Origin of the sequence: Mucilaginibacter jinjuensis, assembly GCF_028596025.1 — a bacterium.
Classification (GTDB): Bacteria; Bacteroidota; Bacteroidia; order Sphingobacteriales; family Sphingobacteriaceae; genus Mucilaginibacter; species Mucilaginibacter jinjuensis.
Genome location: NZ_CP117167.1, coordinates 5,684,116 through 5,697,092, shown reverse-complemented (window position 1 = coordinate 5,697,092; position 12,977 = coordinate 5,684,116). Strand labels below are relative to the sequence as shown.

At 44.3% G+C, this 12,977-nt stretch carries 9 protein-coding genes; all 9 read left to right on the top strand.

All coding sequences use genetic code 11. The features are described 5' to 3' along the window. Positions 1 to 17 precede the first annotated feature (17 nt). The 9 genes from PQO05_RS24620 to PQO05_RS24580 all read left to right on the top strand — a co-directional run bounded on the left by PQO05_RS24620 (position 18) and on the right by PQO05_RS24580 (position 12,925). Positions 18 to 1,796 carry a RagB/SusD family nutrient uptake outer membrane protein gene (locus PQO05_RS24620; RefSeq protein ID WP_273630123.1) on the top strand — a complete coding sequence of 593 codons (1,779 nt, stop codon included), beginning with the start codon at positions 18 to 20 and terminating at the stop codon, positions 1,794 to 1,796. Between the two features lie 66 nt (positions 1,797 to 1,862). Beyond that, positions 1,863 to 3,209 carry a pectate lyase gene (locus PQO05_RS24615; protein ID WP_273630122.1) on the top strand — a complete coding sequence of 449 codons (1,347 nt, stop codon included), beginning with the start codon at positions 1,863 to 1,865 and terminating at the stop codon, positions 3,207 to 3,209. Further along, positions 3,206 to 3,982, top strand: a complete 777-nt coding sequence (locus tag PQO05_RS24610) for a rhamnogalacturonan acetylesterase (RefSeq protein ID WP_273630120.1) — start codon at positions 3,206 to 3,208, stop codon at positions 3,980 to 3,982. Before PQO05_RS24615 ends, PQO05_RS24610 begins: the two co-directional genes overlap by 4 nt. Next, positions 3,979 to 4,947: a pectinesterase family protein gene (locus PQO05_RS24605; RefSeq protein WP_273630119.1), complete on the top strand. Its 969-nt coding sequence runs from the start codon at positions 3,979 to 3,981 to the stop codon at positions 4,945 to 4,947. The genes PQO05_RS24610 and PQO05_RS24605 overlap by 4 nt, the downstream gene beginning before the upstream one ends. A gap of 2 nt (positions 4,948 to 4,949) precedes the next feature. After that, positions 4,950 to 5,942, top strand: a complete 993-nt coding sequence (locus PQO05_RS24600) for a pectinesterase family protein (RefSeq protein ID WP_273630118.1) — start codon at positions 4,950 to 4,952, stop codon at positions 5,940 to 5,942. 174 nt (positions 5,943 to 6,116) lie between these two features. Then, positions 6,117 to 7,811 (top strand): glycoside hydrolase family 28 protein, encoded by a 1,695-nt coding sequence (locus PQO05_RS24595; RefSeq protein WP_273630117.1) that lies wholly within the window; start codon positions 6,117 to 6,119, stop codon positions 7,809 to 7,811. A gap of 3 nt (positions 7,812 to 7,814) precedes the next feature. Then, entirely contained in the window at positions 7,815 to 9,719 is a 1,905-nt protein-coding gene (locus PQO05_RS24590) for a glycoside hydrolase family 88 protein (protein WP_273630116.1), read from the top strand. A 40-nt stretch (positions 9,720 to 9,759) separates the two neighbouring features. After that, a complete protein-coding gene (locus PQO05_RS24585) occupies positions 9,760 to 11,268 on the top strand; it encodes a tagaturonate reductase (RefSeq protein WP_273630115.1) in 1,509 nt (502 codons plus the stop codon). 4 nt (positions 11,269 to 11,272) lie between these two features. Beyond that, positions 11,273 to 12,925 (top strand): UxaA family hydrolase, encoded by a 1,653-nt coding sequence (locus PQO05_RS24580; RefSeq protein ID WP_273630114.1) that lies wholly within the window; start codon positions 11,273 to 11,275, stop codon positions 12,923 to 12,925. Positions 12,926 to 12,977: the final 52 nt, after the last annotated feature.

Here is a 12,977-nt window from a genome sequence, read left to right as displayed (position 1 = left end):
TTTGATTTATTACGATCATGAAAAAATATTCGCATAATTTACTGGCAGTGGTACTGGGTGTAACCCTTACCATGCTTGCCTCTTGTAAAAAGTATCTCGAAGAAAACCCTGTTGCATCATTCTCAACAGAATCAGCCTTTAGCAATGTAAACACAGCTACTGATGCTGTACTGGGCGTATACGCAAGGCTGGCCGGCGATAATGGTTATGGCATCAGGCTTAGCATGTATTATACAGTTGATGCCGATGATTTTGTTGGCCCCACAAGCAACGCAGCTCCCGACAATGACCGCCGCGATATTGCACGTTATGTTGCTACGCCATCTAACGGACAATTAGAGTTGCCGTTCGAAAATCTGTATACCGGTATCGAAAGAGCCAATATCTGTATAAAGTATATTCCGCTGATGTCGGCTTATACCAATGGCAGCGCTTCAGACCAAACTGCTTTAAAAAGATTATATGGTGAGGCTTTAACCCTGCGTGCACAATTCTATTTCGAACTGATCAGGAACTGGGGCGATGTGCCTGCGTCTTATATCCCATCTGCCGATCAGCCCACTTTAAAGATAGCCAAAACCAGTCAGAACGATATTTATGATCATATTATAGCCGACCTGTTAACCGCAGAAGGTCTGGTGCCTTGGCGTACCGAAATTGCTGCACGCGATGAGCGTATTACCAAAGGTGCTGTAAAAGGCTTACGTGCCCGTATTGCTTTATTTGCCGGTGGCTATTCATTAAAAAGCAACGGTACAGTCGACCGCCGCAGCGATTACTTAAAATACTACCAGATTTGCCACGACGAATGTGCTGATTTAATGGCCCGCCGCGATGCCCATAATTTGAACAGCAGTTTCCAAACCCTGTTTAAAAACTATGTTGATGCCCACACGCTCGACCCTACTTATGAGATTATGTTCGAAGTAGCAATGGCCGGTGGCTCGGGTGTTGCCGATAGTAAACTGGGTTATTACGATGGCCCGCGCAGTGTTAACGGAAGCACCAGTTATGGTAACTCGAGCTTAACAGCTACACCAACTTATTTCTATGCTTTCGACCAAAATGATACCCGCAGAGATGTAACCATTTGCCCGTATTTTACCAATATTGATGGGACCAAGGCATTACAAAAATTTACTACCATTACACTTGGTAAATTTAGAAGAGACTGGATTACCAACCCTGCAATAGCCCCAACATCGGCAGCGCAGTATTTTGGTATCAACTGGCCGATCCTTCGCTTTGCAGACATCCTTTTAATGTTTGCCGAAACAGAGAACGAAATTAATGGCGGTGCAACTGCCGCTGCTGTAAACGCTTTAAAAGAAGTTAGGACCCGTGGCTTTGGTGGTAATGCGACCTTAATTGGCACCATCCCTACTGATAAAGCGGGTTTCTTTAATGCCATTAACAACGAACGTTTATTTGAGTTTGGCGGCGAGGGTATCCGTAAGTATGATCTGATCCGTTGGAACATCTTCCTGCCAACAATAACAACTGCACGTAATAACATGACGTTAATGCTGAACAAGCAAGCGCCTTATGCCAACCTGCCGCAATCAATGTATTATCAAAATGCATCACAAACTTTGGTTTATGGCAATTCCTTATATGCGCCAACACCATCGGCAACGCCAACCGGTTATACCAAAGTTGCCTGGATAAGCAATATTACTGCGGCATACATTACCAGTGATGCACAGGCTTATAAAACAGGGCATAGCGAGTTGCTGCCGATACCACAGCAATCTATCGATGCCAACCCGTTACTAACTCAAAACCCAGGATACTAATTATTGATTTATTATTTAAGGCTGCCCCAATTTGCGGGGCAGCTTTTACTATTTTAAACATCGCCCATGAAAAAGCTACCTATCATACTTACCCTGCTTCTTTTTATCCAGCTGCATCACGCCTACCCGGCAGATCGGGACAGCACGCTGGCTTTCCCCGGTGCCGAAGGTTACGGTAAATATACCACCGGTGGCCGCGGCGGTAAGGTGTACGTAGTTACCAATTTAAATGATAGCGGCGAAGGCAGCTTACGCGATGCCATCCAGCAAAAAGGCCCGCGCATTGTGGTATTTGCCGTGTCTGGTACTATTGCGTTGGAGTCGAAACTCACTATCAGCAATAATAATATTACCATAGCCGGACAAACCGCACCTGGCGATGGTATTTGTTTAAGAAACTACACTACAACTATTAACGCAGATAACGTAATTGTACGCTATATGCGTTTTCGTATGGGCGATGAACGTAAGTATGAGGATGATTCTTTCAACGGGCGAAGCCATAAAAATATCATTATTGATCATTGCTCTATGAGCTGGTCGATAGATGAAACGGCTTCGTTTTACTACAATAAAAACTTCACCATGCAGTGGTGTATCATTGCCGAAAGTTTAGATCATTCATTTCACTCTAAAGGCCCGCACGGCTATGGCGGTATTTGGGGTGGCGAACGCGCAACCTTTCATCATAACTTACTGGCCAGCCATACCAGTCGTAACCCTCGCTTCAGCGGTTCTGAAACCGTACCTAACCCAGCTGATGAACTGGTTGATTTTATCAACAACGCCATCTACAACTGGGGTGGCAACAGCACTTATGGTGGCGAGCGGGGCAAATACAACATGATTAACAATTATTACAAACCTGGCCCGGCTACTACTAAAACATTCAATCGCATTTTAAATCCCTGGGCGCCATTCGGCAAATATTATTTAACCGGAAATGTGTTAGTAGGGAATGCAAAAGTAACAGCCGATAACTGGCAGGGTGTGCAAGGCCAAAAGGACGAATCTGTTGGGATTGCCAAAGCAGATACAGCATTGAAGACGGCGTTGATAGATCATATCCAATCTGCCGAAGATGCTTATCATTCCATCCTACAAAAAGCAGGCGCAAACCTGCACCGCGATCCGGTTGATTTACGCACTTTACAGGATGTTGCCACCGGCACAGCCAAAGAAGGTAAAGACCGAAATGGTATTATCGATTCGCAAAAAGATGTTGGCGGCTGGCCCGAGCTAAAATCGTTACCAGCACCTGTGGATACCGACCACGACGGCATACCCGATGCCTGGGAAAAACAACACGGCCTTAACCCGAATGATGCTGCCGATGGCGCGGCTTATAAACTTGACAAGCAATACACTAACCTCGAAGTTTACCTAAACAGCTTAGTAAAAGACGTAATATGAATACCCCTATATTAAAGAAATATCTCGCTTATAGTCTTGTTATTGTTGGATTAGCTTTTGCCGCTTTTAAGCTGCCGCAAAAGCATATTACCGTCTACATGATCGGCGATTCTACCATGTCTATCAAAGAAAAACGTGCCTACCCCGAAACCGGCTGGGGTATGCCTTTTGCCAATTTCTTCGATACCACAGTTACCATTGATAACCGCGCCAAAAACGGCCGCAGTACCAAATCATTTATTGCCGAAGGTTTATGGCAGCCTGTTGCTGATAATTTGAAAGAAGGTGATTACCTGTTTATCCAATTCGGGCACAATGATGAAGTAAAAACCAAGGCCACCTATACTTCTGAAGAAGATTATAAAAAATATCTATTACAGTTTGTAACTGTTGCCCGCAGCAAAAAGGCGATCCCGATTTTGATTACCCCGGTAACCCGCAGGCAGTTTGATGCGAATGGAAAAGTAATCGCCACACATCCTATCTACACCCCACTGGTAAAACAGGTAGCGCAAGAAAATCATGTGTTACTAATAGACCTCGACCAAAAAAGCCAGGATCTATTACAGGAATTAGGCCCTGACAAATCACAGCTACTTTACAATTATTTAGTAGCCGGCGAACATCCTAACTATCCCGATGGTAAGCAAGACAACACCCATTTCAGCGAACTCGGCGCCCGCCGTATAGCCGAGTTGGTATTGGCCGAAGTACGTACAGTAGCACCTGAATTAGCCGAACGCATTATCAAACCAAAACCAGTTACCAAATGAGATTCGGGTTATTAATGCTGTTTTGCGTTTGTCTGTCTGCAACCTTCGCCCAAACCAAACGGTTTGTTGTTGCTGCGGATGGCAGTGGTAATTATAAAACCGTACAACAGGCTATTAATGCCGTGCCCGATAGCAGTAAACAGACTACCGTTATCTATATTAAAAAAGGAATCTATAAAGAAAAACTGGTATTGCCTGCTACCAAGCTACATGTGCAAATGATTGGTGAAGACAAGGATAAAACCATCCTTACTTACGATGATTACCACGCCCGTAAAGACAGTACCGGCAAAGAGATTGGCACCAGCGGTTCGGCCAGTTTTTTTATTTATGGCTCTGATTTTAGTGCCGAGAATTTAACTTTCGAAAACTCTGCCGGGCTTACGGCTGGTCAGGCTGTGGCGGTTTGGGTGGCGGGCGATCAGTCGTTTTTTAAGAACTGCCGCTTTCTTGGCTTTCAGGATACATTGTACACCTTCGGGCCAGGCAGCCGCCAATTTTATTTGGACTGTTATATCGAAGGTACGGTCGACTTTATTTTCGGGGCTGCTACGGCTTGGTTTCAAAACTGCACTATCTATTGCAAAAAGGGCGGTGGTTATGTTACCGCGGCATCAACTCCTAATGGTGCAGCTTACGGCTATGTATTTAAAAACTGCAAGATAACCGGCGATGCGCCTGATGAAAGTTTTTACCTCGGCCGGCCGTGGCGGCCATACGCCAAAGTGGTTTATATCAATTGCGATTTAGGCCCACAGATCAAAGCCGTAGGCTGGGATTTCTGGAGAAATGAAGCCAATAAAGCAACTGCCTATTATGCCGAATACAAGAATACAGGTGCAGGTTTTAAACCTAACGGGCGGGTTAGCTGGTCGCATCAATTGACTGATGACGAAGTAAATCAATACACCGCTAAAAAAGTTTTAGGCGGCACAGATAACTGGAACCCTTTAAAAGATAAATAGGTATGCGAAAAATACTATTTATTTTCTGTTGTTTCTTTGCCTTGCAAGTAAAGGCGCAAACCATCACTTACCCTGCCGAACTAACCGTATCTGCCGATGGTAGCGGCAGTTATAAAACTATACAGGAAGCTGTGAATTCGGTACGTGACCTTTCGCAGAAACAGGTGATCATTCATATTAAAAAAGGGATTTACCACGAAAAACTGATGATCCCATCGTGGAAAACCCATATCTCATTAATTGGAGAAGACGCGGTTAATACCATCATCACTAATAACGATTATTCGGGCAAGGCTTACCCGGATGGTAGGGATGCTTTTGGGAAAGATAAGTTCAGTACCTATACTTCATACACTGTGTTGGTGCAGGGCAATGATTGTGTGCTCGAAAACCTGACCATCGAAAACGCCGCAGGCCGGGTTGGGCAGGCCGTTGCTTTACATGTAGAAGGTGACAGATGTGTAATTAAAAACTGCCGTTTACTGGGCAATCAGGACACCTTGTATGCAGCTACGAGTAACAGTCGACAGTTATACCAGAACTGTTATATCGAAGGCACCACCGATTTTATTTTCGGCGAAGCCATAGTGGTATTCCAGGATTGCACCATTAAAAGTTTAATCAATTCGTACATCACGGCAGCAGCAACTTCACCCCAACAGCAGTTTGGTTTTGTGTTTTTGAGTTGCAAGCTGATAGCTGATACATCGGCTACCAAAGTATATCTCGGCAGGCCCTGGCGGCCTTATGCCCAAACGGTATTTATCCATTGCGAACAGGGTAGCCATATTTTACCTGAAGGCTGGAACCCATGGAAAGGCGATGTCATGTTCCCCGATAAAGAGAAGACCACCTTTTATGCAGAGTATGGAAATACAGGTGCAGGCTCATCTACTAAAGACCGTGTAAAATGGTCAAGACAACTAAGCGCAAAAGAAGCACAACGTTATACCATTAAAAATGTATTGAGCGGCTCAGACCATTGGGAACCATGAGCCAGATAAATGATAAAACGATAGTTAACCGTGCAATCGTTTCCGGGAACGATTGCATAAATAATTATACCCGATTAATATTTTAACCGTAAAAAACTAATTAGAATTGCTTGAAATGAGCTTTTTCGAAGGCCATCCAACCAATCAGAAACCAAATTATCTGAAGAGATATTTATGAAGATATTTAATAAAACCGGCAGCTGTTTGCTGTTGGCCGTACTACTTTTTACTGGCGCAGAAGCACAAAATACATCTCCCAAAAAACAAGTGCAATCTGCTGCCTTTGGTGGTATGGTTTTGCCCAAAGTGCAGCAACCTATGTTTAAAAAAGATACGATCAATATTATACGTTTTGGTGCCAAAGCCGATGGTATCACATTAAATACCTCGGCTATTAATAGTGCTATTAACGCTTGCAATAAAGCAGGCGGCGGCGTGGTGGTAGTACCAACAGGGATTTGGTTAAGCGGGCCAATTGTATTGAAAAGCAATGTAAACCTGCACATCAACCGCGATGCTATTTTGCTCTTCACCAAAGATTTCGATCAATACCCATTGGTAGCCGGTAACTGGGAAGGCTTGCCATCAGCACGTAACCAGTCGCCTATCTCGGGTAAGAACCTGGAGAACGTGGCTATCACCGGTTCGGGCATTATAGATGGCAATGGCGATGCCTGGCGCATGGTTAAAAAAGATAAATTAACCGATACGCAATGGAAAAACCTGGTGGCATCTGGCGGTTTAGTGAGCGAAGATAAAAAGACCTGGTACCCATCAGAAAAAACGGTTAAAGGCACACAAACCAAACAGCCGGGGGTATTGCTGAATGGCAAAACGGTTAAAGATTTTGAGGATATTAAAGACTTTCTTCGCCCTAATTTGATTGTACTGGAAAGTTGTAAAAAAGTATTGCTGGAAGGCGTTACTTTCCAAAACTCACCGGCATGGAACCTGCACCCTTTATTATGTACCGATATTACCGTGCGCAATGTACAAGTTAAGAATCCCTGGTATGCACAAAATGGCGACGGCATAGATCTGGAATCGTGCAAAAATGCTCTGATCGAAAACAGCACTTTTGATGTTGGCGACGATGGCATCTGCATCAAATCGGGCCGTGATGAGGAAGGCCGCAAACGCGGTATCCCAACTGAAAATGTGATTGTGCGTAACTGCATTGTTTACCATGCACATGGTGGTTTTGTAATCGGCAGCGAAATGTCGGGTGGGGTGAAGAATATGATTGTATCTAATTGCTCTTTCATCGGCACAGATATTGGCCTGCGTTTTAAAACTACCCGCGGTCGCGGTGGTGTGGTGGAAAAGATCTATATCTCAGACATTAATATGAAAGATATTGTAGGCGAAGCCCTGCTGTTCGACATGTATTACGAAGCTAAAGACCCGGTGCCCCTGGCTGGCGAACAGCGTGCTGCACCAGTGGTAGAAACGTTCCCGGTTACTGACGCTACACCTTTGTTTAAAGATTTTCATGTGCGAAACGTAGTTTGCAACGGTGCAGCCAAAGCCATTTTTGTGCGCGGCTTACCCGAAATGAACATCGCTGATATTTACCTCGATAACATGGTGATCAAAGCTAAAAAAGGTATGGAATGTACCGAAGCGACAGGCATCCATTTAAAAAATGTGCAGTTATTAACAGATAATACCAACCCGGTTATCAGCATCAATAACAGCAATAACATTACGTTCGATGTTTTGAAATATCCCATTGGAGGCGACCTTTTATTTAAAATAGGTGGAGAAAAAACTAAAGGGATCAGTGTAAAAAACACATGGGCAGGTGGTGTCAAAAACAATGTTGAGTTTACTGATGGCGCCACCGAACAATCATTTATAATGAATTAACGGATGAAGAAGATCATTTATATATTACTACTTCTTGGCTGTGTGAAATTATCCAATGCACAGGAAAAGCCATTGTCACAACGCATGGCTGCTACGGCTATGACTTTGTGGAAAGATACCCTGCCATCGGGCAAGTGGACTTACGACCATGGTGTAATATTGAAAGGTGTTGAAGGCGTTTGGATGCAAACCGGCGACGGCATGTACTTTAAATACATGCAGCATTGTATGGATCAGTTTGTGACGGCTGATGGAAACATTAAAACCTACAAACTTGAAGATTATAACCTGGATAATATTTTATGCGGCCGTATCCTGCTTACCCTCTACAAAGTAACCGGCAGCGAAAAATACTATAAAGCTGCCACCCAATTACGGGAGCAATTAAAAGGGCAGCCCCGCGTACCCGAAGGTGGTTTCTGGCATAAAAAGCGTTATCCTAACCAAATGTGGCTGGATGGGCTTTACATGGGCGAACCGTTTTATGCTGAATATGTAGCTACCTTTCATGATGATGCTGCATTTGATGATATAGCCAATCAGTTTATCCTGATGGAAAAACAGGCGCGTGATGCAAAGACTGGGTTGCTTTTCCATGCCTGGGATCAAAGTCACCAGGAAAAATGGTCTAACCCGAAAACCGGTGTTTCGCCAAATTTTTGGGGGCGTGCCGATGGCTGGTATGCGATGGCATTAGTTGATGTGCTGGATTATTTCCCGGCTCAAAACCCAAAACGTGCTGAGTTGATTGCTATCCTGAACCGCTTATCCATCGCCATTAAAAAATACCAGGACCCGCAATCAGGATTATGGTATCAGATCCTGGATAAAGCCGGTGTAAAAGGCAATTATCCCGAAGCTTCTGTATCCAGCATGTTTGTGTATGCTTTAGCTAAAGGCACGCGCAAAGGTTATTTGCCAGCCACAGATATGGTTGTTGCACAAAAAGGATATAAGGCCACAGTGAGCAAATTTATTGAGACAGATGCCAACGGCTTGGTTAATTTGAACGGCACGGTTAGCGTTGGCGGCTTGGGTGGTAAACCTTACCGCGATGGCAGCTATGAATATTATCTGAGCGAAAAGGTAGTACAAAACGACCCGAAAGGCGTTGGCGCTTTTATATTGGCCAGTGTAGAGATTGAACGATTAGCCCACCTGAATGAAGGCAAAGGAAAAATTGCCTTATTAGATAGCTATTTTAATAATGAGCACAAAAATGATGTAACCGGCAAAAGCATGCCTTTCCATTACAAATGGGATGAGGTGTCGAATAGCGGTTTTTCATTTATGGCTCATTTGTTTAATAACGAGGGTGTAAGTACGCAAACGCTCTATGATGCCCCGGATGCCGATAATCTTAAAAAGGCTAACATCTACATCATTGTAGACCCCGACATTCCGAAGGAAAACCCTGATACCAAATACATCGAAACGCCACACATTAAAGCCATCAGCGAATGGGTAAAAGCGGGTGGCGTATTATTGGTGTTGAACAATGATACCGGAAATGCTGAGTTTAAACATTTGAACCAGTTGATGGCCAAATTCGGCATCCAGTTTAATGAGGATAGCCGTAACCATGTGCAGGGTACACAGTTTGAGCAGGCTGCTATTACCATCCCGGCAGGTAACGCCATATTCCCCAATGTGCAGAAGGTTTATATCAAGGAGATTAGCACGCTGAAAGTTACCGCGCCTGCACAATCTGCTTTGACGGATAAAGGTGATATAATTATCGCGACGGCAAAATATGGCAAGGGTACCGTGTTTGCCGTGGGCGACCCCTGGTTTTATAATGAGTATGTAGATGGCCGCAAACTGCCTGCCGAGTACCAGAATTACGAGGCTGCAAAAGAACTGGTGCAATGGGCGGTGAAACAAATACCAACCGCTAACAAAAAGTAAAGCCGGCAGAAAGAACGATACCCCGAATAGAAAAAACGATATGATTTTAACCCGATATAATCTTAAAAAAATTGATGTCCCGGATCTGGTGGTGCCCGATGAAGAACTTTTCGATTTGCCCGAAAAGGTATTGCAATTTGGCACAGGTGTGCTTTTAAGAGGCTTACCGGATTATTTTATAGATAAAGCTAACCGCGAAGGCATTTTCAATGGCCGTATTATGGTTGTTAAATCGACTGACACTGGTTCGGCATCCGATTTTGAGCGCCAGGACGGGTTGTATACTTTATACATTAAAGGCATACAGAACGGTGTAGAGATTGATGAGCAGATCATCAATTCATCCATAAGTCGGGTGCTTTCGGCTACTAAAGATTGGGAAACTATTTTAAGGGCTGCTCATAACCCACATCTGCAGGTCATCATCTCTAACACAACAGAAATTGGCATCCAACTGGTGCAGGATGATATTACGCGCCACCCTCCGGTATCATTCCCGGGTAAGTTGCTGGCTTTACTTTACGAGCGATACAAAGCTTTCGGTGCAAGCAGTAAAAGCGGTTTGATTATCATTCCTACAGAATTGATTGTAGATAATGGCAAAAAACTGGAGTCGATCGTACTGGAACTGGCCCACCTCAATAAGCTTGAACCTGCATTTATGGATTGGCTGGAAAGCCACAATCATTTCTGTAACTCGTTGGTAGACCGCATTGTGCCAGGCAAACCACAGTCAGAACAAAATGATGCTTACGAGCAGGAATCGGGCTACGAAGATGGCCTGCGAACCATTGCCGAGCCTTATTGCTTATGGGCTATTGAGGGTGATGAAAAGGTTAAAGCTATATTGTCATTCGCGCAAGCGCACAAGGGTGTTATTGTTACTCCTGATATTGGCATTTACCGCGAATTGAAATTGCGCTTGCTGAACGGTACACATACGTTAAGCTGCGCCATCGCTTTCTTATCAGGATTTAAAACGGTGAAAGAAGCGATGGATAACCCGGAATTTTTGCAATTCATCAATCAATTAATGGTGAACGAAATTGCTCCGGCTATTCCTTATGCAATTGATGAACAAGATAAAACGGAGTTTATCCAAACGGTAATAGATCGTTTCCGTAACCCGAATATTGAACACCAATGGTTGAGCATTTCGGCACAATATTCGTCGAAAATTAAGATGCGGGTATTGCCTTTGCTGCTTAATCATTATCAAAACAGTAATGCCGTGCCCGAAAGTTTTGCGTTTGGATTTGCTGCCTTTCTGAGATTTGTGAAAGTTACAGCTGATGCAGATGGTAATTATACGGGCAGTATTAACGGTAATGGCTATACCGTAACTGATAGTAATGCAGCATTTTTTGCCAAAGCCTGGGCTAATGCATCTACCAAAACCGTAGTAAACCAAATATTAAAAGATACCATCCTTTGGGGAACCGACCTTACCCGTTTAAAAGGATTTAAAGAAGCTGTGAGCCAAAAACTGGAAACAATACTGGAGTTGGGCACATTACAAATACTAGCAGATATTGAACTAAAAAAATAGCCCGATGAGACAATGGATATTAAAGGTGCATCCGGCAGATAACGTACTGGTTGCCCTGACAGATTTGAAAGCCGGGGAAGAAGTAAGTTACGAAGACAACACCTATAAGCCTGCGGAGTTTATACCCGCCAAACATAAATTCGCCATTAATGCTATCCCTGCAGGGGCGAGCATTACCATGTATGGCGTGCTGGTTGGCAAGGCACAATCTGACATTGCAGCAGGTGGTTTGTTGAGTACTGCCAATGTAAAACATGCGGCCAATAGTTTTTTAACAGAACAACATCAATACAGCTGGCACAAGCCAGATAACAACAAATTTGCTAACCGCACTTTCAACGGGTTTCATCGCGAAGACGGCAGCGTTGGCACGGCCAATTACTGGCTTATTGTGCCGATGGTATTTTGCGAGAACCGTAATGTAGAGGTTTTGCAGGAAGCATTGATTAAGCCTTTGGGCTATGGCCGAAAAAAATCGTATGAATTAAAGGCGCAAAACCTGATTAACAAAATTAAATCGGGCGTAAGCGTTGATGAAGTATTATACACTGAGATTGAGCCCGACATTGAGGTGGTGGGGAGCAGCAGGTTATTTCCGAATGTAGATGGTATAAAATTTTTGAATCACAGTGGAGGATGCGGGGGTATTCGCCAGGATTCTATTACCCTTTGCGGATTGCTGGCCGGCTACATAACCCACCCCAATGTTGCGGGGGCAACTGTTCTTAGCCTGGGTTGCCAGAACGCGCAGGTAAGCATTTTGGAAGAAGAAATTAAAAAACGCTCTCCCGATTTTAACAAGCCGATTTACGTGCTTGATCAACAAAAAACCGGAACAGAGACTGATTTATTGGATAAGGCCATTCGGCAAACCTTGGCCGGTTTAATGCTGGCTAACCAAAACACACGTAAACCTGCGCCATTGAGTAAACTGACTATTGGATTGGAATGTGGTGGTTCTGATGGCTTCTCTGGCATCTCAGCAAATCCGGCCATTGGTTATACGTCAGATTTGCTGGTGAGTTTGGGCGGTTCAGTGATCCTGTCCGAATTCCCGGAACTTTGTGGTGTAGAGCAGAACATTGTTGACCGCTGTGTAGATACGGATAAGGCAGAACGTTTTACCAATCTGATCCGCACATACAGTCAGCGCGCTGAGGAAGCAGGTTCGGGCTTCGACATGAACCCTTCGCCGGGTAATATTAAAGATGGCTTGATCACCGATGCTATCAAATCGGCAGGGGCGGCAAAAAAAGGCGGCACTTCGCCGGTTGTGGATGTGTTGGATTATCCCGAAAAAGTAACCAAACCGGGGCTTAATTTATTGTGTACACCGGGCAACGATGTAGAGTCAACAACGGCCGAAGTAGGCTCCGGGGCTAACATTGTTTTGTTTACTACCGGCCTCGGTACGCCAACAGGTAACCCGATTGCGCCAGTGGTTAAAATTGCCAGTAATACCACACTTTACAAACGCATGAGCGATATCATCGACATTAATACCGGCACCATTATAGAGGGCGAGGAAACCATTGAGCAGGCTGGCGAACGCATCTTGGATTATGTAATTAAAGTTGCCAGCGGCGATATTGAGGTAAGCGCTGTAAAACACGGTCAGGATGATTTTATCCCCTGGAAACGCGGGGTATCTTTATAAAAGAGATTTGTTATAAAACAAAAGGTCTGCTATAAAATAATAGCAGACCTTT